The organism is Pseudoalteromonas sp. Z9A4, assembly GCF_011378845.1.
GTDB classification, from domain to species: domain Bacteria; phylum Pseudomonadota; class Gammaproteobacteria; order Enterobacterales; family Alteromonadaceae; genus Pseudoalteromonas; species Pseudoalteromonas arctica.
On sequence record NZ_WTLA01000002.1, the window covers coordinates 266,107 to 290,961 of the forward strand.

Sequence of the window (24,855 nt, forward strand, 5' to 3'; positions counted from 1 at the left end):
TATGAAAATCGGTATTTTATCTCGCAACAGAAAATTATATTCAACGCGTCGCTTAATTGAGGCGGCAGAGGCACGCGGTCACGAAGTTAAAGTGATTGATGCATTGCGCTGTTATATGAATATCAACTCTGAGCAACCAGAAATTCACTATCGCGGTGAAAACTTAAAAGAATTTGACGCAATCGTCCCGCGTATTGGTGCATCGGTTACATTTTATGGCTGTTCGGTACTTCGTCAGTTTGAAATGATGGGTGTTTACCCTGTAAACGAATCAGTCGCTATTTCTCGTTCGCGCGATAAATTACGCTCACTTCAGTTACTTTCGCGCAAAGGCGTTGGTATGCCAGTAACAGGTTTTGCTAGCAAACCAGATGATGTAAAAGACTTACTAGAAATGGTAGGCGGTGCACCTGTTGTAATTAAATTACTTGAAGGCACACAAGGCATTGGTGTTGTACTTGCTGAAACACGCAAAGCGGCTGAAAGTGTTATTGAAGCATTTATGGGCTTAAAAGCTAATATTATGGTTCAGGAATACATTAAAGAAGCGGGTGGTGCGGATATACGTTGTTTCGTATTAGGCGATAAAGTAATAGCAGCTATGAAGCGCCAAGCACAAGAAGGTGAGTTCCGTTCTAACCTTCACCGTGGCGGTAGTGCTACATTAGTTCGTATTACTCCAGAAGAACGTAAAACGGCAGTAGCGGCGGCTAAATCAATGGGCTTGAACGTAGCGGGAGTTGATTTACTTCGCTCATCTCGTGGACCACTTGTGATGGAAGTAAACTCATCACCAGGTTTAGAGGGCATTGAAATAGCAACAGGTAAAGACATTGCAGGCATGGTGATTGATTTCATCGAAAAAAATGCTTCAAGTAAAGGAACAGCAACACGTGGCAAAGGTTAAAATTAACCGTCCTTTTTCCTTATTAGGAGAGAGTGTAGGCGTAGGCGAGCGTAAAACACTTGCCTTAGAGGCAGCTAAACTTTATACCCATTCACCACTTAATATTCCTATTGAAGTGGTTAACGGTGTAATGGAAGGTCCTGTGCTTATGGTGTGTGCGGCTATTCATGGTGATGAGCTAAATGGCGTAGAAGTTGTGCGTCAGTTAATTGCTAAAATAGACCCAAGCCAACTGCGCGGCACAATAATCGCTGTGCCTATTGTGAATGTGTTTGGCTTTATTCATAAATCGCGTTACTTACCAGACCGACGCGATATGAATCGTAGCTTTCCAGGTTCTGAGCGTGGCTCACTTGCTGGGCGTATGGCTTATATGTTTTTTAATCAAGTGGCAATACATTGTACCCACATTATTGATTTACATACTGGCGCTATTCATCGAACTAACTTACCGCAAATTCGCGCTAACTTAGCTGATGAAGCAACCGCTGAAATGGCTAAAGCATTCGGCACGCCAGCAGTTATAGATGCATCATTGCGTAATGGCTCATTACGAAGTGAAGCTGCAAACCTAGGTATACCGGTTATAACCTATGAAGCTGGTGAAGCACTGCGTTTTGATCCAATCGCCATTGCGGCAGGTGTGCAGGGTGTTGATTATGTTATGCGTCATTTAAAAATGATCCGTGGCAAGCGTCCTAAAAAGTTACCAGATCCTATTATTGCAGGTTCAACTAGTTGGATACGTGCCGAAGTTGATGGCATTGTGCGTGCACAAGTATCACTGGGTGAGCATGTAACTAAAGGGCAAGTACTTGCTTATATTAGTAGCCCACTAGGTGACTCTGAGCTTGAGCTTTTAGCGCCTAAAGGCGGTATTGTTATTGGTCAGCAAACTATGCCATTGGTAAATGAAGGTGATGCGGTATTCCACCTTGCTTACTTTGCAAATGACAATAGTTTAGTAGAGCAGCAACTAGAGAACTTTATTGACGAGATAAACGATTTAGATGACGAGCTTAAAACAGCTGAGCTAAATAACTAATAGTTCACCTTAATTTTGGTTAGTTAAAGCATTAAAAAGCCGCAGAAGTTAATTACTTACTGCGGCTTTTTTGTGACTAGTACTTTTTTAACTATGTTTTTTAGGGCCAATAATACGCTTTATAACGGGAGCTTTTGTTGGCTTTGGTTCTTTATTTAAAACCATGACAGGGCGTGTCACAAATAAATTATTAGGGTAAATTACACGGTGCCCATCAATATGCTCAAGTACTACATTCATTAAGCCCATTTCAACAATGCGCCCTTCAACATGATTTGCACCATCAATAATTCGTACCCAATAGCCAACACGGCAATCGTTTTGAATAAACATTAGTAAAAATGCGGTTAGGTTACTCAGTAATGACCAAGCGGCAAAAAGCGCTACGCCTAACATAGCGAATAAAGAGGAGCCTAAAACCAATAAGCCACGAAGCTCTATACCCCAAAATACTAAAACTAAACACAGCACGACAAAGGCGAGTATAATTTTTAGTAAGAGCTCTGCACGGTATTTTCGGTGTAAATCAACTTTCCCCTTAATTGCTTTTTCGAGTAATTTTTTGGTTATTTTTAATAGCAGAGGGAAAACCAAAATAGCGATTATAGTTACAATTAACTTATATTGTGATGCAAACAATTCTAAAACTTCTATTATTTCCACATTAGGCCCTGAACTTTTATACCAATTTAATTTAATTCAATTGGTATTAGTTTAACGCGTTTGTATTATTTAAAAAGTGTTTTTAACGCTTACTAACCACTGTACTGAGTCTACGTCATCGTAGCTATCAACTGGGGCTGCAATATCAATGTGAATCATGGTTCCTGAGTTTGCACGACTCGGTGCTAAACGAAGACCCACGCCTATATTTTTTAATACATGTGCGTTTTCACCATTATCTTTATCGTTAAACCATGCTCTGCCCACATCTACAAAAGCTGCGCCACCCACTTTAAATAGTTGTAGTAAATCGTACTCCCAGTAATAGCGCTTTTCTAGATTAACTAAAAAGCTGCGGTCGCCATGTTGATAATCCATAGGGTAACCACGCAGGCCTGTTTCGCCGCCTAAAGTAAGCTGTTGATCAGCAGTAAGGTTTTTTGCGTATTGCACCCGGGCTTTAACATACCAAGATTGGTCTTCACTGGTATTTAAATAATATTGTACTTGGCTGGTGGCCATAAAGTTTTCGAGTTTTTTCTGTTCTTTATTCCAATAGCCATCAATATCAGCACTAAAACGCCATAAGGTATTATCGTTAGTAAAGTGGGCTTTTTTAAAGTTAAAAGAATACACCGCGCGGCTGTCGTCATTACTTAATGATTCGTCTGAATAGCCAATTAAGCTTTTAATATTCCAACCTAAGTTTAAATCCTCAGTGCGAGATATACTGTCAAAATTGCGTACTTTTATGTAGTTATCTTCAAACCAATGGCCGCTTATAAAGGGATAACTTAAACTTCTGTCATCGGCAAGTGGTGCAAATGTAGTGTCTATAGCTTCAAAGGTATGCTGCTCGTCGGTATAACCTAAGGTTAAGCGTTGGGTCCAATTATTATTAAGCGCTTTAGAGTGTCCTATAAATGCACGGTTTAAATCAGTAGTTTGATCAAATTCGCTAAACTCTTCGCCGCGTTTATATAGTGACTCTTCGCGCTGCTCAGAATAGCTTAAAATACCGTAACTAAAAGGGGTGTCTATCGCGTAAAATGGATAGGTTAGCTCAAGTAAATGGCGCTTGCCATCGCTGTTATCAGCGTACTCTAAACGGCCGCGGTAGCGAGTAGATAAAATATTAGGATCGTCGTAAACAAATAAATAACCGCTACGATCGCTGTCGGTCGTGCGTGACAACGAAAGGCGCTTCCCCCAACCAAGCAGGTTTGATTCTCTAAAACCTATACTCGATTTATTTTCTCCGCCGCTACGGCTAAAGTTTACTTCAGGTAAAAGTGTCCACAAATCACGGGTAACCACTTCTACATTAACGTCACCGTCGCAGTTTTCGATTGCACTAATTTGTGCATCATATAAGTAGCTTTCTTTACGAAGTAGGCGCTCAGACTCTGCAAGCTTTTTAGCATCGTACTTGTCACCAGGGGAGAATAATAAAAGGTTATTAATGACATCGGGCTCTGTTTGAATATGAGCGCGGTTAGCAAATCGAAATAGTGCGTTGTTCTCCTCTTCAAGCTCAGTATTAAATACATTAAGTTGCTTGAGCTTTATTGAGGCTATTTTAGCGTTACTATTACTGTGCGTGAGGGTTGTTTTGTCTTGAACTTCTCGGCGTAAGTTTTTATTTGTGCTTAAATCTGTCTGTTCTACAAGGCAGTTATCAGTTTTCGTTGAAGATTGTTGTGCGAATGCATTAGGCACATAAAAGCTTAAAACCGTTAAGCTAATACAACATTGTGCTATCCATTTCTTGTTCACCATTAAACCTCTTTACTGCTACGTAGCAAATGACTATCGTAATATCAGCTTACATCATTGTTATTATAATGTAAGTAAAAGGTATGGATTTTGAAACTAATTAATTGTTACTCATATTCACTTATGTTAATAACCAACCTGGTTTAGAACCGCCTGTGGGCGGGATATTAAAAGCTAACTTAAATAAAATGCTAAAGCGGCTAATAAGTGCTCAGCTTCATGGCCTTCGGCATTAATCCAAATACTTTGGCTGTAATGCTCATAGTTTAAATTAAAGGTCTGCTGATTATAGGTAAAGCGAACTTGATGGCGATCGGCGCCTGCAGAATACTCATTGAGTGTTACATCGTCTGAGTGTAAAAAGAGTGTGCTCCACAGTTCAAAGTCTTCATCGTGTGGAGGCTCGACTGGCGTAATTAAAATGTATTTATGGGCGTGGTCATATTCTATTTGGGTCATAACATTCTTAATTTGTAGCTAGGTAATTGCGAATTGCAGTTAAAAACTCGCCGCCGTATTTATTTAACTTAGTAAAACCCACACCCGACACTTTTAAAAATTCGCTGTCGTTTGTTGGCATAAGCTGCGCCATTTCGGCTAGCGTTTTATCATTAAATACCACATAAGGTGGTACATCATCGGCATCAGCAAGTTCTTTACGTAGTGCGCGCAGGCGAGCAAACAGTTTTTTGTCGTAATTAAATTGTGCTAATTTATCTTGATAAACGTGTTTGGCTTGCAGGCGTGGCTCGGCTAATTGCAGTGCGTACTCACCTTTTAAAATTGCACGCGCGGCTTCGGTTAACCTAAGTGACGCACCTTGCGTTATATCTTGGCTAAGTAAGCCTTGATGAATAAGCTGGCGTAAAATACTAAGCCAAAATTCACTGCTTTTATCTTTACCTATGCCGTAAGTGCTTAGCTCATGATGATTGTTATCGCGTATGCGGCTAGTATTTGCACCACGTAGTAATTCAACAATGTACCCAAGACCAAAGCGCTGGTCAGCTCTGTACACACAAGAAAGCGCTTGTTGGGCAACTAATGTACCGTCAAAGCTTTTAGGTGGATTTAGACAAATATCGCAGTTACCACAAGGTTCGCGTTGATATTCACTAAAATAGTTAAGCAATATTTGCCGACGACACGTTTGTGCTTCTGCAAAGCTTGCCATTGCGTTAAAGCGTTGTTCTTCTACACGGCGGCGTTGCTCGTCGTCTATGTCTTCAAAAAAGCGTCTTACACGGCCAATATCAGCTGGGTCAAAATACATTATGGCTTCTGCGGCAAGTCCATCTCGCCCAGCACGCCCTGTTTCTTGATAGTACGACTCTATACTTTTTGGAATATCGTAATGCAGTACAAAACGCACGTTAGGCTTGTTTATACCCATACCAAAAGCAACGGTTGCGACCACTATTTGTATATCGTCACGGGCAAAGCCAGTTTGTACAAATTGTCGTTGCTCGTTACTCATACCTGCATGGTAAGCGGCAGCGTTTAGCCCTGCATCTGCAATTTTTTCAGCAATGTCGTCTACGCGTTTACGGCTGGTGCAATAAATAATACCGCTTTGGCTTTTTTGCTCCTTTAGGTAGCGAAGCAATTGCACCATAGGTTTAAATTTTTCTTCTATAGTGTAGCGAATATTGGGGCGATCAAAGCTGCCAGTATGAATATAAGGCTGTTGTAGTTTTAGTTGCTCAACTATATCAAAACGGGTGGCTTTATCGGCAGTTGCAGTGAGCGCCATCATGGGTACATGTGCAAAACGTTGCTTTAATTCGTTTAAGCGAAAGTAATGAGGCCTAAAATCGTGACCCCAATGCGACACACAATGCGCTTCATCAATGGCAAATAAGCTTACATTTAAATGCGATAAACGCTCTAAAAATTCGCGTTGTAATACTTTTTCAGGTGCCACATATAAAAGCTTAATTTGCCCCTGATGAAGCTGTTGATACACCAATTGCTGCTCTTCTCGCGCTAAGCTGTTATTTACGTAAGCGGCTTTTACCCCAAGTGCTTGAAGTTGACTTACCTGATCTTGCATTAGCGATATGAGCGGAGATATGACAATAGTGACGCCTTCGAGCACTAAAGCGGGTATTTGATAGCAAACCGATTTTCCGCCGCCAGTAGGGAGCAATACAAGCGAGTCTTGGCCGTTAATAGCAGCATCAATAACTGTTTTTTGGCCGTCGCGAAATTCACTGTAGCCAAACACTTGTTTGAGGACAGTTTCGGGTTTACGCACAAGGGTGCTAGAAGGTGGTGTTGATGTATTCATTGGCGGGTATTTTAGTGGTTTTTTAGTGAGATGTCTTTAGCTGAGTTACTTATACCAATCCGCAATACTACTTAATCAATTTGAGGGATCAAATCTGACGCTAGCTGCGTTAAAAATTTCTGATATAGAACAACTAAATAACGAGTTTTTTGCCTTGTTATAGACACTATTTTCTTACCTCCAGATAGATCACTTAATTAAGCTAATTGGTATTAACCTCAACTCTATTGTAAGTAAATTAAACTCTGGTAGTGTTGAAACCGCTTATTAAGATAGATCTGCTTTCTTAAAGTTAGGTTGCTAAGTAAATGATTTAACTAGAGCCTCGTAGTTTTGCTTAAGTTATGCTTTACTCATCGTACCAGTTTAAACATAGAGAATAATAATGAATAAAGAAATGTTAATTGAACAAGTGGGCGCATTATTTGTAAATGGCATGCCGTTTAACCAGTTTTTACAAATATCGGTTGAGTCGTTGAGCCCTGAACAGGCCAAAATTACGTTTCCGTGGCAGGATGTACTCATTGGTAACCCTGCGCAAAAAATACTGCACGGTGGTGTTATTTCAGCCGTACTTGATAATGTAGGCGGTATGCTCGCTGCAGCAAGCGTGATTGATAAGCTCACCGATTTAGATATAGGAAGTGTGCAAACAAAATTAGCCACGCTTGGGACTATCGACTTGCGCACTGACTATTTGCGCCCTGGTAAAGGAGAGAGCTTTACAGCGAGTGCCACACTTATTCGCTCAGGTAATAAAGTGTGTGTTTGTCGAATGGAATTACATAACGAACAGTCTGTTCAAATTGCTTTTGGGACAGGCACGTATTTAGTTGGATAAAACGTGTATGGCAAGTAAACTAGCGGCCTTTTAAATCACTAAGTGTTTATTATGTCGATTGATACTGAGCAGCGTAAAGGTGCTATTTTTGCTTGTCTTGCTTTTTTTATGTGGGGCCTTGCGCCAATATATTTTAAGTTAATTCAGCATGTTTCTGCCTTTGAAATTTTAATGCATCGGGTTGTTTGGTCGGTTGTATTTTTAGTATTAGTAGTAAGTGTTTTAAAGTATTGGGGTAAAATTAAACGCATTATTGTTCAGCCTAAGCTTTTGCTTATGCTTGTTATTACCTCAACATTACTAGGGTTTAACTGGGGTTTATTTATATGGGCTATAAATAATAACCATATGCTTGATGCGAGTTTGGGCTATTACATAAACCCTCTTTTAAATGTATTACTGGGTATGCTCTTTTTAGGTGAACGCCTGCGTAAGTTTCAAGGTGTAGCAGTGGCACTGGCCTTTACCGGTGTTGTGCTGCAGCTAATTAGTTTTGGCTCGTTTCCGGTAGTGGCATTTTCATTAGCTATATCGTTTGCGCTTTATGGTTTGTTACGTAAAAAACTACCCGTTGAAGCCTTGCCTGGCATTTTGCTTGAAGCACTTATATTACTGCCTGTTGCACTCATTTATTGGTGGTTAATGGTGCCTACAGTAACATCAAGCCTGCCAGCTAACGATTGGCATACTAATGCATTACTGATTAGTGCAGGTATTGTAACTACATTACCATTGCTGTGTTTTACCGGCGCCGCTAAGCGTTTGCAATACACTACATTAGGCTTTTTTCAGTATATTGGGCCAAGCCTAATGTTTATATTGGCAGTGGTGTTTTACGGTGAAGTGTTTGACGCTGAGAGATTAGTAACGTTTGCATGTATTTGGAGTGCGCTAGCTATTTTTAGTTGGGACTCTTACAATCAATCACGCAAACGTAAAAAAGCGGCTATTACAGCCGCTGAAGTATAATTAACCTAATAGAGCTGTTAGCTAACTACTTTATTACGACCAGATTCTTTAGCGTCGTAAAGCTTTAAATCGGCCTGTTTTAATAATTCATCAATTTGATAAACAGGCCCATCTGCAAAACCAATAGATATAGTAAATTTGATTTTTTCTTTACTAAACTCTTGGCTATTCGCCTCTATAAAGTACCTAAAACCTTCAAGTCTTTTTAGCGCTTCTTGTTTATCCGCATTTGCAAAGTAAACGGCAAACTCTTCGCCACCTAAGCGGGCCACTAAATACTTTTTAAAATATTTGCTAAAGCAAATGGAGAGCCCTTTTAATACTTCGTCGCCTACATCATGCCCGTGAGTGTCATTAATTATTTTAAAATGGTCAATATCAAGCATGGCTAGCGCTCCTGAACCTTGCTTATTTTTAATCTTTTTGAGTGATTTGTTTGTTTCTTCAAAAAAGTAACGACGATTAGGTAGATTAGTTAGGTAATCGGTGTTGGCTTGGCGTTTAATTGTGGCTATTTGTTCTAGCATATCGACGTTTTGGCTAAGCCTGCAGTAAAACTCTTCACTATTAAAAGGTTTATGTAAATAATCGTTTGCGCCATTTTTTAAAAATAAACTAGAAAGCCCTACAGAGTCAGAGCCCGAAATACCAATAATGGCTTTTTCGTCATTGCTATATAAGCGGCGAATTTCGCTACATAACTCATCACCATTCATGTTTGGCATTTCGTTATCAGTAATGATGACTGAAATGTCGGGTGAACTTTCGAGCATTTTTAATGCTTCTTGTCCGTCTTGTGCTTCAATAATTTGATATTTGTGACGAACTAACAAGCTGCAAATGTATCGTCGAGTCGATTTAGAATCATCAACAACGAGTACTTTTACATTTTCATTGCGAGGTAAGCGGTGTAATTGTTTTTCTAGGTATTGGTAAGCTTGTTTGTTTTCTTTAATGATGTAATCGATGATTGGGTATTTTTCGACGGTGTCGCGGGTTTTTTTATCAATATTACCCGTCATTACAATAGTTGGGATATCAGCATTAACAGTGCAGGGTACTGCTTCACCTGATGGGGCATCAGGTAATATAAAGTCAACTACAGCGCAAAAGTAGCTATTTTTACTTATAAGCTCTTTTGTTTGTGCTAATGACTCTGCTATATCAACTTCATAGCCTGCTTTAAGCGCGATGTGCTTTTGCACTCGCGCCATTGCAGGTGTATCTTCAACTATTAGTATTTTTCGCGTCACGGAACAACCCTGTTTATATTTTGCAAAAATATTTGCTTATACAAGTTGTAACTGTTAAAACGCAAAAAAGCAAATAACTTAAGTACTTACAGATTATCCGCTTCTGAATAATACTCTTGGCTAATCGGTGCCGGTCCTGACATTTTTGAGCGGCCAAATAAAGTATGAAACTTAGTTTTACAGGTCGTTAGCTTTAAGTATTTTACCCAAGCACGTTCGATTGGGTTAGTAGGTTCTTGTGAGCCAGTGACTACTGCTACAAACTGTTCTTGATGTTCGTTTTGCGGCTCAATTGTTTTACTGTATAAGCCTCTTAAAACAACACCGTGTTGTTCTAATATACTGGCTTCTAATAAGGTGAAGTTTCCGCTGCGGCTAAAACCACGTGGAAAATTCTGATCATCATAAAATTGACGTTGGCTAACAAATGCTTGGCGTAGTAATGAAATGTTATTGCTCATAGCTTTATCCTCATACCCTATTAATTAGCTGGAGTATGATGCAAGTTTGGCAATTTATTAAACAAATTATTTTTATCGTGAGGATAAAAAATTGGATATCGATTTATTAAAAACATTCGTTGAGGTAGTGCGTACGCGTCACTTTGGTAAAGCGGCCGAAAACCTTTATATTACGCAGTCTGCAGTGAGCTTTAGAATTCGCCAATTAGAGCAAGGGCTTGGTGTTAATTTGTTTATTCGCCAGCGTAATAATATTCAACTTACAGCACCTGGCGAGCGCTTATTACCGCACGCACAAATGATTATTACGGGCATGCAGCGGGCCAAAGTCGATGTTGCACTTGCCGACAATATGCATAAGCAAATTAGCTTAGCAGGAACGCCTAATATTTGGGATGCTTTTTTACAGTTTGGTATAACAAATATTGTATCGGCGATGCCGGGCGTGTCGTTAGTTGCAGAAGTTAAAGCACAACAAGAGAGCACTCGACTTTTATTAGAGCGTACTCTCGATTTGGCAATATTATTTGATCCACCAAAAGTAGATGAACTCGTAGTAGAGCGTATTTGTGAGTTGCCAATCATTCCAGTAAGCGGATACGACACCGCAACGAACGAAAACTTTTTTGATAATCAATATGTGTATGTGGATTGGGGAACTACTTTTTCTCTTTGGCATGCGCGTCAGTTTACAGGAAAAACGCCACCTTACTTTAGAACCAGCACGGGACGTATTGCACTTGATTTAATACTGCAATGTGGTGGTAGTGCATTTATACCTCAAGTATTGGTTGAAGGGCATTTAGAAAAAGGTGAGTTGTTTCATGTTAAAGGGGTAGAAAACACCTCAAGAGACGTATTTATTGCGTATCACAGAGACAACGAGCAAAAAGAGCTAATAGAAACCTTAGTTAATTTACTTTCGCAAATGACGCCAAGCTTGTCATTAAAGCAAGGTAAGTAAGTACGACCATCTACTAGGCTTTCATGTTATTTTGATTTCATATTTAATGCATTTTTATTAACAAAAAAAGACAGTAATATTTCTATTGTAATATTACTGTCATTTAGGAATGACAAAATGCAGCAGTTTTGAAAATTAGTCTTTTGTGATTATCCAAGGAAATAACATGAAATTTGTAAAATCGAGCTTATGCTTAGCACTATTAAGTGGTTTATCTTTTAATGCACTTGCCGACGTAGACATTTACGGTAAAGCGAATGTAACAGTGCAATCATCTGATGATGGCGAAGGGTCTTTTACCGAGATAAAAAGTAATGCATCTCGTCTTGGTGTTAAAGGTTCTGAAAAAATAAATGATAGTTTAGAAGCGGTATATAAGTTTGAGTTTCAAGTTGATGTGTCTGATGCTGATTCAAAAGGCGATAACGACGACAATATTTCTGCGCGTAACCAATACGTTGGTTTAAAAGGTGCGTTTGGTCAGGTTGTAATTGGTCGTAACGATACTGCGCTTAAGCAATCTCAAGGTAAGTTAGATTTATTTAACGACCTTGAAGGCGATATTAAAAATGTATTTAAAGGTGAAAACCGCTTAGGAAACACAGTTAGCTACTCATCAAACTCATACGAAGGCTTTAAAGTACTTGCTACTTTTGTAGCTGAAGACGATGTAGACGCTGATAACGGTTATTCAATGGCGGTGACATACGGTGACGTGGCTCTTAAAAAGAGCGCGGTATACGCCTCTATTGCAGCCGATAGTGAAGTAAATGGCTACGACGTAGTGCGTGCATCAATCCAAGGTAAAGTTGAAAACTTTAAATTGGGTGCAATGTACCAAACACAAGAAGCAGTAGATGGCAGCGCAGAAGCGGATGGTTACTTGCTAAATGCTGCTTACAGCATGGGTAGCAACACATTTAAAGTGCAATACCAAGATATGGACTTTGACGACAGCGACGATAAGTCAGCAATTTCAGTTGGTCTTGACCACAAATTAAATAAAAACATTAAAGTATTTGGCTTTTATTCAAGCTTCGACATGGACAACAACGTTGACCAAGATTACGTAGGCTTAGGTATGGAATACAAGTTTTAACGACTAGCCTAATTAGTTAAAACACTCCCTTTTTAACCGCGCTCTTTTGAGTGCGGTTTTTTTTGCTTTAAATTATTTACTTAGCCGCCCATAATAGAGCTTCATTTGGAATGAGGTGCGAGTCCTCGACTGTTCCCGCAACTGTAATTAGCGCAAAGCTTTAAGTCAGATACAAATGGTATGATACCAATTTTATTAAAAACATGATCTTTCTAGCGAATTAAATAACTTACTAACTTCGTTAAAAATTATTCATATAGAACAACTATATGTCATAATTTCCGCCTTGTTATTAAGCTATTTATTTGTCGCTATAATAAATCACTAATTTAATGCAATTGGTATGAATTCTTTTAACGAGCGGGTTTACTCATTTTTTCTTGTAGTGCATTAGTATTTTTATCGCATTTTGGTGAGTTTAACCTAGGGTCTGTTGATCTTTGCGGATTAAAATTTGTTCAAACTAGGGGCTATTTAATCGCGGCGCGAGGTTTGTAACCTGGTGGGCTAAGTAAAAACCGAGCAACAAAGAGTAAATAGCCCCTAGGAAGAACCCTTTGGGCAGCGCCTGTTTGGCATTAATGCTACGTTATCGCCCATTTATGGGGAATAACCACACTACATAGGCTCTGCCTTGCCTAAATACCAAACAGACTGTTGCAAATTTAACCTTGAAAGATCAACAGACCCTAGCCTAGGACTGACTATTGCGCACTCAAACGCCATTAAATAAACCATTACTAAACGTTAAAAACGTATCATGGGGTATTGGCAATAAAACGATTCTCAAAAAAATAAACCTTAAAATAACCACAGGTAAATTTGTTGGTTTAATTGGACCTAATGGCGCAGGTAAATCGAGCTTATTGCGTTGTTTATATCGTTTTAATAAACCAAGTGATGGCGTTGTAGAGTTTAACAACACCGACATTTGGCAGCTAAAAAGTGATGAGTACGCAAAAAAAGTCGCGGTTGTTTTACAAGAAACCCCTTCGCAATTTAACTTAAGCGTATTTGATGTTATTGCACTTGGGCTAACGCCTCATAAATCGCTATTTAGCTCAATAACCAATATTGATAAACAAAAAATCATCCAAGCTATCAACACCGTAGGGTTAGTGGATCATATTGATCAAAGTTTTGAATCGCTCTCAGGCGGTGAAAAACAAAGAGCGCTTATTGCTCGTGCTATTGTGCAGCAACCTCAACTATTAATTATGGACGAACCAACCAGCCATTTAGATGTTAAATACCAAATACAGGTTATGGAGCTTGCTAAATCGTTGGGTGTAACGGTATTTGCATCGTTTCACGATTTAAACTTAGCCTCTGCAATGTGCGATGAACTAGTGGTTATTAAAAACGGTGAAATTACACATACAGGCACGCCAAGTGAGGTATTAACCGAAAACATGCTAGGCGACGTTTTTGGTGTTTGCGCCCAAGTAAATAACCATCCGCAGTTATCTAAAGCAGGAAATAGCATTCCTCACATTACTTACTTTTATGGTTATGAATAATATGAGCGCAGTTAATACTCGCCAATCATTTGCGCTATTTATAAGTGTTGTAGCTGCTTTATTTAGCTTATTTGCAGCACTTAGTTTTGGCGCAGCAGAGACCTCACTTCAAGACGTACTTAATAGTTTTTTACTCTCAAATGATGCGTCTTTTAATTCGCGTATTATTTACGAGCTAAGAATGCCACGCACATTACTCGCCTTTTTAGCAGGCTCTGGCTTAGCAATTGCGGGGCTTATTTTACAAACGGTAACGCGCAACCCTTTAGCCGATCCTTACTTATTTGGTATATCGTCGGGTGCCTCATTTGGCGTGGTGTTACTTATGGCGCTAGCAGGCATTAGCGCAGGCTTTATGCTATCGGCAGCAGCACTGCTGGGCAGCTTACTCGCTATGAGTTTATTAATACTTATTGCAGGTAGGCAGCAAAGTGCACAGGTAGAATCAATGTTATTAGCTGGTGTTGCTCTGTCATTTTTATTTAGTGCATTTACCAGTTTGTTGCTTTATTGGAGCGACCCTCAGGCGGTAGCCGCTATTTTATTTTGGACACTGGGCAGCTTTGCTCGTGCGCAGTGGGCTACGCTTTGGTTACCTTTATTGGTAATCACATTGTGTACGTTTGTAATGCTGATCTTTAGAAGGCAACTCAATGCTATGTTACTTGGCGATGAAAGCGCGATTACATTAGGTGTTAGGGTCCAGCGCTTTAGAATACTTATGCTGGTTTTGAGCTCATTAATTACCGCTGTGCTGGTGGCTATGTGTGGTGGTATTGGGTTTGTAGGATTAATGGTACCGCACATTGTGCGCTTTTTTATATCCCAAGGCACCATCGCTGGCTTACTGGTAACCAGCTTAGTGGGCGGTACATTTATGGTGTGGGTTGATGTACTTTCGCGCTCCTTGCTAAAAAACCAAGAATTGCCCGTAGGCGTTATTACTGCTGCTATTGGTAGTGTGTTCTTTTTAAGTTTATTGTTTTTTAGAAAGCGAAGGGTGTAATTCCATGAAAACCTTAATGGTGCAAGGCACTACTTCCGACGCAGGTAAAAGCACTTTAGTTGCAGCCCTTTGCAGGGTATTTGCTAAGAGAGGGGTAAAGGTTGCGCCTTTTAAACCACAAAATATGGCACTTAATAGCGCAGTAACAAAAGATGGCGGCGAAATTGGTCGTGCGCAAGCTTTGCAAGCAATAGCAGCTAAAGTAGAGCCCGAAATAGATTTTAACCCTATATTACTTAAGCCTAATAGCGACACGGGCGCACAAGTGATTATTCACGGAAAAGCCATTAGTAATATGGAAGCTGGCAAATATCACGACTATAAAAAAGTCGCGATGGATGCGGTAATTACTTCACATAACCGCTTAGCTAAACGTTTTGAATTACTCCTTGTTGAAGGAGCGGGGAGCCCTGCTGAAATAAACCTGCGTGAAAACGATATTGCCAATATGGGTTACGCCGAAGAGGTAGATTGCCCTGTCATTATTATTGCCGATATTGATAAAGGTGGTGTGTTTGCACATTTGGTAGGTACGCTTGCGTTGTTAAGCGAGTCAGAACAGGCGCGCGTAAAAGGCTTTGTTATAAACCGATTTAGAGGCGATATAGGTTTGCTGCAAGGCGGGCTTGATTGGCTTGAAGAATACACAAACAAACCCGTACTTGGCGTATTACCTTATTTGCACGATCTTGCGCTTGATGCCGAAGACGCCGTCGCAATTGATAATAATGTAACCAACGCCACAATTAATATTGCAGTGCTACTTGTTCCCCACATTAGTAACCACACCGATTTTGATGCACTGCGTTTGCACCCAAACATTAATATAAATTACGTGCGCCATACGCAAACGATCCCAGAAGTTGATCTGATCATTCTCCCAGGCAGTAAAAACGTGCTGGGGGATTTAACCTTTTTGAAAAATGAAGGCTGGGATTTACAAATTAAGCGCCACTTACGCTATGGTGGCAAAGTACTTGGCATTTGTGGCGGCATGCAAATGCTGGGCAATACAATCAACGATCCCGATGGTATTGAATCGTCATTAAAACAAGTGAATGGGCTTGCTCTATGCGACTTTGAAACCACGCTGACAGCGCAAAAAGTATTAACTAAAATAACCGCTACACTGCTTTTAAATAACCAATCAACACCCTGTAGTGGTTACGAAATACATGCAGGGATTAGCCAAGGTGCAGCGCTTGATAAGCCATTTTTAACCTTTGATGAAAACCACCCACATGGTTTTACGTTTGATGGCTTTATTAGCGATGATAACGCCATTGCGGGCACCTATTTACATGGTTTGTTTGATGAAGCCGATGCTACATCGCAAATTTTAAAATGGGTAAAACCAAGCGCCTCAATTAACCCAATTAGTATTGCCGCTCACCGCGAGCAGCAGTTAGAACGATTAGCAACCATGTGCGAAACGCATTTAAACATACAGCAAATTATCTCGATTTATGAAGGGCACAATAATGACTGAACAAAACAACGATAAGCACCAACAACGCCAACAAAAAGTAAAAGAGCAAGTGGATGCACGTGTTGCTGCCGCACAAGATGTTAAAGGTATTTTTCAGGTGATTACGGGTAATGGTAAAGGTAAATCAACCTCGGGTTTTGGCGTTGTAGCACGCTGCGTAGGTCATGGTAAAAAAGCAGCCGTTTGCCAGTATATCAAAGGTACTTGGGAATGTGGCGAGCGTAATTTATTACAAGGTGCAGGTGTTGAGTTTGTTGTAATGAACACCGGTTTTACCTGGGATACGCAAAATAAAGAAGCTGATACCGCAGCCGCCCAAGCAACATGGCAAGAGTCAAAACGCATGCTTGCTGATAGCAGTATTGATTTAGTATTACTTGATGAGCTTACGTATATGGTGACCTACGGCTACGTTGATTTAGATGAAGTAGTAACGGCGCTTAATAACCGCCCACCAATGCAGTCAGTTATTATTACAGGGCGTGCAGCGCACCGTACTTTAACAGACCTTGCCGACACAGTAAGCGAAGTGCGTAATGTAAAACACGCATTCGACTCTGGTATAAAAGCGCTTGAAGGGTTTGATTACTAATGTTTAAAGCGCTTTTTATTGGGCTGCTGCTTTTTAGTGTATCGGGCAGTGCACTTGCAGAGCAGGTTAATGATTCTAAAAAACTGCGAATAATCGCGCTTGCACCACATATAGTCGAAAACCTATTTGCCATAGGGGCGGGCGATAATATTGTGGGCACGGTTGATTACGCCGACTATCCTGCTGAGGCCCAAAGTATTGAGCGCATAGGCGGTTATTACGGTATCTCGCTTGAAAAAGTATTGGCGCTTAAACCCGACTTAGTAATTGCGTGGAAAAGCGGAAATCAAAGCGAAGATTTAGCCCAAATAGAGCGCCTTGGCATAAAAGTATATTTGAGTAATCCCACCACAATCGCTGGTGTAGCCGACGAGTTACTTACTTTTGGTGAATTTACAGGGAACATTAAGCAAAGCCAGCAAGCGGCAAGCGCATTTAAACATAAGCTAAATGGTATTGTTAAAAGCCAGCAAGATAAAAAAAATATTACCGGGTTTTATCAGTTATGGGCTGAGCCCATGATGACAGTAAGTAAAAATACATGGATAAATCAGCTGATTGAAACATGCCATGTAAGCAATGTATTTGCACAGAGCGTTACAGATTACCCGCAAATTAGTATCGAAAATGTCATTGTTACTAAGCCACAAGTTATCATTATTCCTGATGAAAAATCAAAAACACCACAGCCGGTTGTTAATTGGCAAAAGTGGCCAGAAGTGCCCGCCGTTAAAAATGATCAATTTATTAGCGTAAATGCCGATTTATTACATCGTTTTACTCCGCGCATGCTAGATGGACTCGCGGATATGTGTGATAAAATAGACGCATCACGTAAACAGATTAAGAGTACACAATGAGCGATTGGGCTACATTTTTAGAAAGTGAATTACAGCAACCTTACATGCAGGAAACGTTAGAGTATGTGGCTAATCGCCGCAATGAAGGTGTTGCTGTTTATCCGTCTGAACCTCAAGTATTTAGTGCTTTTGATGCCACAGCACTAAATGACATCCGCGTTGTAATTTTAGGACAAGACCCATACCACGGAGAAGGGCAAGCGCATGGCTTGTGTTTTTCGGTATTGCCTGATGTAAAAAAGCTGCCGCCGTCGCTTAAAAATATGTACAAAGAGTTAGCTACCGATATCAGCGGTTTTGCTGTTCCTGAACATGGGTACCTGCAAAGCTGGGCAGATCAGGGCGTGTTTTTACTCAATACAGTATTGACCGTTGAGCAAGGGCAAGCGCATTCTCATAAGCATTTAGGGTGGGAGCAATTTACCGATAATGTAATAGCGCATATTAATAAACACCGCGAAGATGTGGTATTTATTTTATGGGGTGCACATGCACAAAAAAAAGGTAAAGGCATAGATAGCGCTCGCCATCATGTTTTAAAAGGGCCGCACCCATCACCGCTTTCGGCGCATAGAGGCTTTTTTGGCTGTCAGCATTTTTCAAAAACGAATGAGCTATTACAAGCCCAAGATGAAAAACCGATTAACTGGCAGGTGTAAATAACCTGGGCTCTGAATAATAAATTTATCTCATGCAGCTATTTTCAGCGCATTAAAAAAGGCTTCCATATATCGGAAGCCTTTTTGTTTAGTTGGGGCGTATTGAATTAAAAGTCGAGCTCTTCAATTGCAATACTGTCTGTAAAGTAGTCTAGTTCTTGTAGTTCTTTACGTAGGCGCTGTTTGTCTTTTATTGCTTCTATTTCACGCCATTTTCTTTTTTTATTTTTCTGAGAGGTTTTCCTTGTTGTATCTGGTCCTTCTAATATCTCTAATATATCGTTTAGGCTATCCATGAACTTCTCCTATTGATTTTATTGACCTCAAGAATACCTATACCACAGGCCTAGTTAAAATAGAATAAAAAAGTGACAGTTATGTTACATAAGTGTGATTAATTGATGAAGGTTTATACGAAGATTATATGAAGTCGATATGAAGATTATATAGAGGGGTAGCGTATTTTAGGCATAAAAAAACGCCGCTATTGCGACGTTTTTAAAACACGATTATAGCAAATTACATTGCTTTAAAGCGCGCCTCTAGTTGTTCTTGTGCATCAGCAAAAGAGCGAATACCTTCAGCTAGTTTTTCAGTAGCCATAGCATCTTGGTTATGTAACCAACGGAACTGTGCTTCTGTTAATGGCTCTGGTTTTGGCTCTTGTGGAACATCGCTTTCAAGCAAATATTCTTGTGCGCCTTCAAGGTTACCTAAATCTTCTAAAAGATTAGGGCTAATAGTTAGCTTGTCACAACCTGTAAGTGCAATAATTTCACCTGTATTACGGAAACTTGCACCCATCACAACTGTTTTGTAGTCATGGCGTTTGTAAAATTCAAAAATGCTGCGTACAGACTGAACACCCGGATCTTGTAGCGGATCGGTTGGTTTTTCCATACCGTTAGCAACGTGCCAATCTAAAATACGACCAACAAATGGCGAAATTAGAAATACGTTTGCATCGGCACACGCGCGGGCTTGGGCATCGCTAAATAATAAAGTAAGGTTACATTTAGTGCCTTCTTTTTCTAGCTGCTCAGCGGCTTTAATACCTTCCCATGTAGACGCTACTTTAATTAAAATTTTGTCTTTGCTTACACCTTCTTTTTCGTAAAGGCTAAGTAGGGTATGTGCTTTATCAATCGTAGCTTGCGTATTAAACGAAAGGCGTGCATCTACTTCAGTAGAAATATAACCAGGTACAATAGCGCTAATTTCTTTACCTAGTAATACGGCAAAGTAATCACATGCTAGTTCAAGTTGTTTAGCTGGCTCTTGCTCGGTTTCTTTTGCGTAGCTCCAAGCTTTATCTAGGTAAGGCTTATATGCTTCAATCTCGCTCGCTTTTAATAAAAGCGATGGGTTTGTAGTTGCATCTTCTGGTTGATGCTTTTTAATAGCTTCAATATCACCAGTGTCGGCTACGATAGATGAATGTTGTTTTAGCCTTTGTAGAGCTGAAGTCATTTGCTTTCCTCATTCCAAGCAAGTTAAAAGAAAAATCTAATCACTCTTAATATATCTAATCCATACTGCAACAGTGTGACAATGCTTGATAGGTCTTATGTCCTGATCAATAAAAAAACGGCAATGCATGGGTTATTAAGAGAGGATTTATTTAAACAAAACGTGCTTTTCGTTTCATTTAATGTTGAAATTGACACTAAATAAATTACAAGTCAATAGCTAACTATGATCACTGTTATTTCACCTGCAAAAAATCTTGATTACGAAACGCCACCCGCAACAGACAAGTTCACTCAGCCTGAATTACTAGAGCACAGCGAAGAGCTCATGAAAGTATGCCGTGAACTAACACCAGCGCAAATTGGCAGTTTAATGAAAATTAGCGACAAGCTATCTGGGCTTAACGCAGCACGCTTTAGCGAGTGGGCGCAGCCGTTTACACAAAGTAATGCTAAACAAGCAGTGCTTGCCTTTAATGGCGATGTATACGGCGGTTTAGATGCAAGCACGCTTAAAGCTAGCGAGCTTGATTATGCACAAAACCACTTACGTATCCTTTCTGGCTTATATGGCTTATTAAAACCACTTGATTTAATGCAAGCTTACCGCCTAGAAATGGGCACCAAGCTTGAAAACTCGCGTGGCAAAAACTTATACGAGTTTTGGGGCAGCGTAATAGCGAATAAATTAAACGAAGTATTAAAAGCACAAGACGCGCAATACTTAGTTAACCTTGCTTCAAACGAATACTTTAAAGCGGTAGATAAGAAAGCATTAAATGCACAAATTATTACCCCACACTTTAAAGACTGTAAAAACGGTCAATACAAAGTAATTAGCTTTTACGCTAAAAAAGCACGCGGCATGATGGCGCGCTACATTATCGAAAATAAAGTAACGCAGTTAAGCCAACTTAAAGAGTTTACGGTAGCAGGTTATTACTTTAGCCCAGAGGCAACAGTTAAAGAGCTTGAGCCGGTATTTATGCGCGACGAACAAAATTAGGTTTATAAGCTTAAATAAAAAACTTAAAAGCCATGCATTGCATGGCTTTTTTGATGTTGGCGTTATATTTGCAATCTCATCTAATATTAATGAGAACACTAATTAAATAGGTGCAAATAAAATGATCAGCATTCCGTCAATTGACGAAGCCGAAAAACTAATAGAAGAAAAGCTCGGAGGGTGGTTTGATGTTGTAATAAGTCATATCCCTAATTTTATAGTTGCGATACTGATCGCAATTGTGTTTTCAATATTGGCACGCTTTGCTGGCAGGCTGATGAAAAACGTATTACGCAGATCCCTCGATTCAAAACAAATTGCCGATTTAATGGCTTCAATATTTAAAGTTATTGTTTTGTGTATCGGTTTATTTATAGCGCTCGATTTTGTTGGCTTAAAAGGCACCGTTACCTCACTACTTGCTGGTGCGGGTATTGTGGGCTTAGCAATTGGTTTTGCGTTTCAAGATATGACCGAAAACTTGATAGCCGGTATTGCTATGGGTGTACGCAAACCATTCAAAACAGGCGACGTAATAGAAACCGATGACGTGTTTGGTTCAATACATTCTATAAACCTACGTAACACGCTAATAGAGAGCTTTTATGGGCAGTTAATACTGGTACCAAACAAAGTATTATTTAGAAATGTACTAAAAAATTACACCACTTTAGGCGTTAGGCGCATAGAAGTACCTGTTGGTATTTCGTATGGCGATGATATAGAAAAAGCAAAAGACGTTATAGTCGAAAAAATTAATGAATTCGACTTTGTAATACGCAAAGATGAAACCGCCGTATACGCTGAAGGTTTTGGCGACAGCAGCATTAACTTACTGGTGTGGTTTTGGATTAAATACCCAGGCGAGCCTGACTTTATGACGGTACGCCACAAAGGTGTTGTTGCCGTTAAGCAGGCACTCGATGAGGCTGACATTAGTATTCCATTCCCAATTCGTACTTTAGATTTTGGTATTAAAGGCGGCGAAAAACTCGATGCCATGATAAGCGACAAAATAAGCCAGCAGTCATCAAATAAAGACAGTAGCGACGGTACTGACTCTAACCAAAGTGAGTAATTTAGTTAAAGCTCATTAGGCAAAAGCATTGGGAAATAGTTACTTACCAACAGCGCATTTTTACAGAGTAAAAAATGCGCTTTTTAATTAGTTCAAGTCACTTTTCTTTATTCATTAATTATTTTCTCCAGCAGATTTTGTAACGTATTTTTTATAAGGTAAGTTTCCCTTTTATCTATTTATTATGCAATTATTGGTTATACAAGGTGTATTTTTTTTAGATATTAGGGTTACAAACAAATGAAGTTAAGGATTAAATGGTTTACAAAAATAATTTTATTTTCAAGCCTAGTTATTAGCTTTATTTCAGTAGGTAACGAATATAATGCTAAATATGATGTGAGTTATAAATTAAATATAGATAACAATACCGCTGAAATACTTTTTCTCGATAAAAACAAAAACCTTACCTCTACATTAATCTTACCAAATAAAGCGGCATATATTGAAAAAGAGAAGTTACGAGAGTTTTGTAGCTCAGATGATGTTTTATGCCCTAGAAAAAGTTATGAAAGTAACGTTATCACTTGGTCACCTGATAATGAATATTTAGCTGTGTTTGTGGGTAATACAAAAGGGTTTTGGTTTATCCCCAGTAAAGAGATAACAAAAGCCGCATTCAATAAAAATAATGTAGTTAAAGTCGGCGTACATACTCAAAACGATAAAATAAATATTGCTCTATTTCATGGCGCGGCAGGATGGGTTGATAATCATCATTACGTTTTTTCAGCGGGTTTAAGTGGTGACAATTTTGTTTATAAGTTTAACCCAAAAACAAAGGAACTTAAGGGTTTTCCTTTTGAGCTAAATGAAGATTCTACGGTAAGCAGTTTTAAAGAAGTTTTTGTTGAAAGTTTTAATTCACAAAAAAGTAGTTTTAAATTAAGTGATGTTATTCAACAACTAGATAAATTGAAATAACTACAAAAAATAAACATAAAAAAGCGCAGCTTGTGTTGGAGTAACAAGCCGCGCTTATGAATTAGTTATACAAATAAGTTTATGTGGTGCGTATTAAATAACGCTAATTTTGTTACGAATGATTTTAACCCCATCCATATTTTCTAAAAACTTTTGAGCCAGTGCGCGCTGAAAACCAGTTTGTGCTTCACCGTATAAATCTACTTCACCATTTTTTACCTGCACGCGAATATCACTTAACGCTAGGTTAGGATTAGTTCGTAGGGTGTTGGTGATAGCTTGTTGTAAGTTAGGTTGAGTGGCTACACTGCTTACTACGGCCATGTTGGTTGCTGCACTTACTTTTGTAGCGCAAGCTAATAAAAATAAACAACAAAATGATACTAAAGCGATAGTTAACTTGAAGCGGTTCATAACTTAATCCTTACATTACGGTGAATAGTGCAGCCACAATATGGAAATTCCATCGGCTAGGTTATCTTTGTAGTTACAATTTCGGTGCCAATATTAACGCTATGAAATATAAGGGAATTTTATTAAGTGGGAATTCAGGTGGGCAAAAATTACATTTAAATGAGTATGAGTTACATGCTTGGGTTACATATGTAACAGGTACAAACAGCAGAGCCTGCAAGGCTTGCATTAAAAAGCCGACAAAAGTCGGCTTAGTATAAAAATGTTTTAGGTTACTTTTTCTTTTTAACCTTAGCCTTTTTCTTGGCTTTCATTTTTACTGGATCTTTACGTTTTTTAGCCGGTGGCTTAGCTTCTTTATGCTGTGGCTCGACACCTCTAATTACACGGCGTTTTAATTTTTGTTCAACGTAGCGCTCTACTTTATATAAAATACCAATATCGTGTGCTTCAACTAGCGATATTGCTATCCCTTTTTTACCAGCACGGCCAGTACGACCAATACGGTGTACATATACGTCGGCAGTACGCGGCATATCAAAGTTAATAACGTGGCTGATGTCAGATACATCAATACCACGTGCAGCTACGTCGGTAGCAACTAATATGCTTGTTTTGCCACTGTGGAAGTTTTCCATGGCTTTCATACGTTTGTCTTGTGGCATTTCGCCGCGTAACCACGCCGCTTTTACATCATTAGTTGTAAGTTCGCCAATCAATGTTTCTAAGCGTTCGCGAGTTTTAACAAACACAATCGCTTTAGTTACGTCAGGGTTTTTTAGCGTATTAACTAATAATTCAAGTTTGTGATGATAATCGTCGGCTAAATGTACCCATTGGTGAATTTTAGCTTTTTCTTTACGTGACGATTCGGCTTCTAATAGAGCTGGGTCGCTTAATGTTTTTTCAGCAAACCTTTCTACGCTGTCACCTTCAAGTGTTGCTGAGAATAAAAAACATTGGCGACGATTTTTAGCTTCGTCACAAATACGGCTCATTTCTTTTTTGAAACCCATATCTAACATGCGATCTGCTTCATCAATAATAAGCATTTCTACGTGTTCAGCATGAAAGTTTTCGGTTTCTAGGTATTCCATTAATCGACCTGGTGTGGCGATTAAAATATCATTATTTTTTTCAAAAATTTCTTTATGCGTGCCGTAGTTAATACCGCCTGTTACTACACCAATTTTTAGGTGTGTGCGTTTAGCTAGCAGTTCACATTGTTCATGAATTTGATAAGCCAGCTCACGAGTCGGGGTCATAACGAGTACGCGCGCAAAACCAGGGTCACGACGTGGGAAATCCAGTAAGTACTGAATAGCCGGAATTAAAAATGCCGCTGTTTTACCTGTACCAGTAGGCGCAGATGCTAAAATATCGCGCCCCTGTAGTGCTTCAGGAATAGCTTGTTGTTGAATGCTGGTTGGCGTCTCGTAGCCCATTTTATTAATGGCATCGAGTAGCTTGTTATCAAGATCAAATTCAGAAAATTGCATAGAGTGTCTAAAATAAGGGACAATTACCCTGATTATACGCGCTATGCTGCGCTTGGTGAATGAAAAGGTGA

General features: G+C 39.4%; 25 protein-coding genes and 1 riboswitch. Of the genes, 15 read left to right on the forward strand and 10 right to left on the reverse strand.

Going from position 1 to position 24,855, the window contains the following annotated elements:
* The first annotated feature begins 1 nt into the window (after nucleotide 1).
* On the forward strand, nucleotides 2–907 hold the full coding sequence (rimK, locus tag GQR54_RS02870) for a 30S ribosomal protein S6--L-glutamate ligase (protein ID WP_002961977.1): 906 nt from the start codon (nucleotides 2–4) through the stop codon (nucleotides 905–907).
* Nucleotides 894–1,952, forward strand: a complete 1,059-nt coding sequence (locus GQR54_RS02875; protein WP_007585786.1) for a succinylglutamate desuccinylase/aspartoacylase family protein — start codon at nucleotides 894–896, stop codon at nucleotides 1,950–1,952. The genes rimK and GQR54_RS02875 overlap by 14 nt, the downstream gene beginning before the upstream one ends.
* A gap of 87 nt (nucleotides 1,953–2,039) precedes the next feature.
* Here GQR54_RS02875 and GQR54_RS02880 read toward each other — a convergent pair whose 3' ends face one another.
* From GQR54_RS02880 to recQ, 4 genes are all read right to left on the reverse strand, one after another.
* Nucleotides 2,040–2,615 carry a mechanosensitive ion channel domain-containing protein gene (locus tag GQR54_RS02880; protein WP_007583721.1) on the reverse strand — a complete coding sequence of 192 codons (576 nt, stop codon included), beginning with the start codon at nucleotides 2,613–2,615 and terminating at the stop codon, nucleotides 2,040–2,042.
* A gap of 69 nt (nucleotides 2,616–2,684) precedes the next feature.
* Nucleotides 2,685–4,394, reverse strand: coding sequence for a BamA/TamA family outer membrane protein (locus GQR54_RS02885; protein WP_024609055.1), 1,710 nt, complete (start codon nucleotides 4,392–4,394; stop codon nucleotides 2,685–2,687).
* A 171-nt stretch (nucleotides 4,395–4,565) separates the two neighbouring features.
* The gene (locus GQR54_RS02890) at nucleotides 4,566–4,850 is read right to left on the reverse strand and encodes a DUF3630 family protein (RefSeq protein WP_007583724.1); all 285 of its coding nucleotides are present in this window, start codon (nucleotides 4,848–4,850) and stop codon (nucleotides 4,566–4,568) included.
* Between the two features lie 7 nt (nucleotides 4,851–4,857).
* Complete coding sequence (gene recQ, locus GQR54_RS02895) at nucleotides 4,858–6,681, reverse strand: DNA helicase RecQ (protein WP_010553279.1); 1,824 nt, start codon at nucleotides 6,679–6,681, stop codon at nucleotides 4,858–4,860.
* A 385-nt stretch (nucleotides 6,682–7,066) separates the two neighbouring features.
* On the opposite strand from recQ, the gene GQR54_RS02900 reads away from it, so the two are divergent.
* Both GQR54_RS02900 and rarD read left to right on the forward strand, forming a co-directional pair.
* Nucleotides 7,067–7,522, forward strand: coding sequence for a thioesterase family protein (locus GQR54_RS02900; protein ID WP_007583728.1), 456 nt, complete (start codon nucleotides 7,067–7,069; stop codon nucleotides 7,520–7,522).
* A gap of 51 nt (nucleotides 7,523–7,573) precedes the next feature.
* The gene (gene rarD, locus GQR54_RS02905; RefSeq protein WP_166376482.1) at nucleotides 7,574–8,491 is read left to right on the forward strand and encodes an EamA family transporter RarD; all 918 of its coding nucleotides are present in this window, start codon (nucleotides 7,574–7,576) and stop codon (nucleotides 8,489–8,491) included.
* Nucleotides 8,492–8,508: 17 nt separating this feature from the next.
* On the opposite strand, the gene GQR54_RS02910 is transcribed toward rarD, so the two are convergent.
* Both GQR54_RS02910 and GQR54_RS02915 read right to left on the reverse strand, forming a co-directional pair.
* Nucleotides 8,509–9,744, reverse strand: coding sequence for a response regulator (locus GQR54_RS02910; protein WP_024592846.1), 1,236 nt, complete (start codon nucleotides 9,742–9,744; stop codon nucleotides 8,509–8,511).
* Between the two features lie 86 nt (nucleotides 9,745–9,830).
* Nucleotides 9,831–10,205, reverse strand: a complete 375-nt coding sequence (locus tag GQR54_RS02915) for a DUF413 domain-containing protein (RefSeq protein ID WP_007583734.1) — start codon at nucleotides 10,203–10,205, stop codon at nucleotides 9,831–9,833.
* 91 nt (nucleotides 10,206–10,296) lie between these two features.
* On the opposite strand from GQR54_RS02915, the gene GQR54_RS02920 reads away from it, so the two are divergent.
* The 8 genes from GQR54_RS02920 to ung all read left to right on the forward strand — a co-directional run bounded on the left by GQR54_RS02920 (nucleotide 10,297) and on the right by ung (nucleotide 18,394).
* Nucleotides 10,297–11,169 carry a LysR family transcriptional regulator gene (locus tag GQR54_RS02920; RefSeq protein ID WP_010553277.1) on the forward strand — a complete coding sequence of 291 codons (873 nt, stop codon included), beginning with the start codon at nucleotides 10,297–10,299 and terminating at the stop codon, nucleotides 11,167–11,169.
* Nucleotides 11,170–11,335: 166 nt separating this feature from the next.
* Nucleotides 11,336–12,268 (forward strand): porin, encoded by a 933-nt coding sequence (locus GQR54_RS02925; protein WP_166376483.1) that lies wholly within the window; start codon nucleotides 11,336–11,338, stop codon nucleotides 12,266–12,268.
* A gap of 61 nt (nucleotides 12,269–12,329) precedes the next feature.
* Nucleotides 12,330–12,464, forward strand: a riboswitch (cobalamin riboswitch).
* Nucleotides 12,465–12,975: 511 nt separating this feature from the next.
* Nucleotides 12,976–13,788 carry an ABC transporter ATP-binding protein gene (locus GQR54_RS02930; RefSeq protein ID WP_166376484.1) on the forward strand — a complete coding sequence of 271 codons (813 nt, stop codon included), beginning with the start codon at nucleotides 12,976–12,978 and terminating at the stop codon, nucleotides 13,786–13,788.
* 1 nt (nucleotide 13,789) lies between these two features.
* Nucleotides 13,790–14,794 (forward strand): iron ABC transporter permease, encoded by a 1,005-nt coding sequence (locus tag GQR54_RS02935; RefSeq protein WP_166376485.1) that lies wholly within the window; start codon nucleotides 13,790–13,792, stop codon nucleotides 14,792–14,794.
* 4 nt (nucleotides 14,795–14,798) lie between these two features.
* Complete coding sequence (locus GQR54_RS02940) at nucleotides 14,799–16,283, forward strand: cobyric acid synthase (protein ID WP_166376486.1); 1,485 nt, start codon at nucleotides 14,799–14,801, stop codon at nucleotides 16,281–16,283.
* Entirely contained in the window at nucleotides 16,276–16,875 is a 600-nt protein-coding gene (cobO, locus tag GQR54_RS02945; protein ID WP_165722116.1) for a cob(I)yrinic acid a,c-diamide adenosyltransferase, read from the forward strand. Before GQR54_RS02940 ends, cobO begins: the two co-directional genes overlap by 8 nt.
* The gene (locus GQR54_RS02950) at nucleotides 16,875–17,735 is read left to right on the forward strand and encodes a cobalamin-binding protein (protein WP_166376487.1); all 861 of its coding nucleotides are present in this window, start codon (nucleotides 16,875–16,877) and stop codon (nucleotides 17,733–17,735) included. Before cobO ends, GQR54_RS02950 begins: the two co-directional genes overlap by 1 nt.
* Complete coding sequence (gene ung, locus GQR54_RS02955; protein ID WP_166376488.1) at nucleotides 17,732–18,394, forward strand: uracil-DNA glycosylase; 663 nt, start codon at nucleotides 17,732–17,734, stop codon at nucleotides 18,392–18,394. The genes GQR54_RS02950 and ung overlap by 4 nt, the downstream gene beginning before the upstream one ends.
* Nucleotides 18,395–18,501: 107 nt before the next feature.
* Here ung and GQR54_RS02960 read toward each other — a convergent pair whose 3' ends face one another.
* Both GQR54_RS02960 and tal read right to left on the reverse strand, forming a co-directional pair.
* Complete coding sequence (locus GQR54_RS02960; RefSeq protein ID WP_007583746.1) at nucleotides 18,502–18,690, reverse strand: DUF3545 family protein; 189 nt, start codon at nucleotides 18,688–18,690, stop codon at nucleotides 18,502–18,504.
* Between the two features lie 223 nt (nucleotides 18,691–18,913).
* Nucleotides 18,914–19,864: a transaldolase gene (gene tal / locus GQR54_RS02965; protein WP_007376481.1), complete on the reverse strand. Its 951-nt coding sequence runs from the start codon at nucleotides 19,862–19,864 to the stop codon at nucleotides 18,914–18,916.
* 225 nt (nucleotides 19,865–20,089) lie between these two features.
* On the opposite strand from tal, the gene yaaA reads away from it, so the two are divergent.
* From yaaA to GQR54_RS02980, 3 genes are all read left to right on the forward strand, one after another.
* Nucleotides 20,090–20,869 carry a peroxide stress protein YaaA gene (gene yaaA, locus GQR54_RS02970; RefSeq protein ID WP_039488339.1) on the forward strand — a complete coding sequence of 260 codons (780 nt, stop codon included), beginning with the start codon at nucleotides 20,090–20,092 and terminating at the stop codon, nucleotides 20,867–20,869.
* A 121-nt stretch (nucleotides 20,870–20,990) separates the two neighbouring features.
* Complete coding sequence (locus GQR54_RS02975; protein ID WP_166376489.1) at nucleotides 20,991–21,947, forward strand: mechanosensitive ion channel family protein; 957 nt, start codon at nucleotides 20,991–20,993, stop codon at nucleotides 21,945–21,947.
* Between the two features lie 240 nt (nucleotides 21,948–22,187).
* Complete coding sequence (locus GQR54_RS02980; protein WP_166376490.1) at nucleotides 22,188–22,871, forward strand: hypothetical protein; 684 nt, start codon at nucleotides 22,188–22,190, stop codon at nucleotides 22,869–22,871.
* 93 nt (nucleotides 22,872–22,964) lie between these two features.
* Here the strand turns inward: GQR54_RS02980 and GQR54_RS02985 are convergent, their stop codons facing one another.
* Nucleotides 22,965–23,285 (reverse strand): BON domain-containing protein, encoded by a 321-nt coding sequence (locus GQR54_RS02985; protein WP_010553266.1) that lies wholly within the window; start codon nucleotides 23,283–23,285, stop codon nucleotides 22,965–22,967.
* A gap of 272 nt (nucleotides 23,286–23,557) precedes the next feature.
* On the reverse strand, nucleotides 23,558–24,784 hold the full coding sequence (gene srmB, locus GQR54_RS02990; RefSeq protein ID WP_166376491.1) for an ATP-dependent RNA helicase SrmB: 1,227 nt from the start codon (nucleotides 24,782–24,784) through the stop codon (nucleotides 23,558–23,560).
* Between the last annotated feature and the right edge of the window lie 71 nt (nucleotides 24,785–24,855).